The following is a 296-nucleotide window of genomic DNA, read 5'->3' as shown; positions in this document are numbered from 1 at the left end:
TCCTGATGCTCATCGGCAAGTACTGCTTTAAACTGGTTTTGCAACCAGGTTCTAAAACCTACATCATGTGTGAGAATTTTTACCGCATGGACGAGAATGTGGTCGTAATCAATAGCATTCAGCTCAATCATTCGTCTGTAGTAGACCTTCCAGATACAAACGCAATGGCTTAACAAGGCTTTCTCATCAAAAGTCAGATTTGGGTTGGTTTTGGACTGGTGCTCGAACTCAGACTTAGGACCACGACCATAGGACAAGGATAGCCCCATGAAGTTTTGAACATACTTTGCACCACC

Annotated in this window: 1 protein-coding gene; it reads right to left on the bottom strand. The window is 43.6% G+C overall.

Annotation, left to right across the window (positions count from 1 at the left end; all coding sequences use genetic code 11):
• Window positions 1-296, bottom strand: a 296-nt coding sequence (locus IQR33_RS36110; RefSeq protein WP_193843477.1) for a UvrD-helicase domain-containing protein, incomplete at both ends; no start/stop codon positions are given.

This window comes from Vibrio sp. OPT46 (assembly GCF_015163535.1).
GTDB lineage: Bacteria > Pseudomonadota > Gammaproteobacteria > Enterobacterales > Vibrionaceae > Vibrio > Vibrio alginolyticus.
Note: the sequence above shows the minus strand (reverse complement) of the source record. Positions and strands in the feature narration are given on the sequence as shown.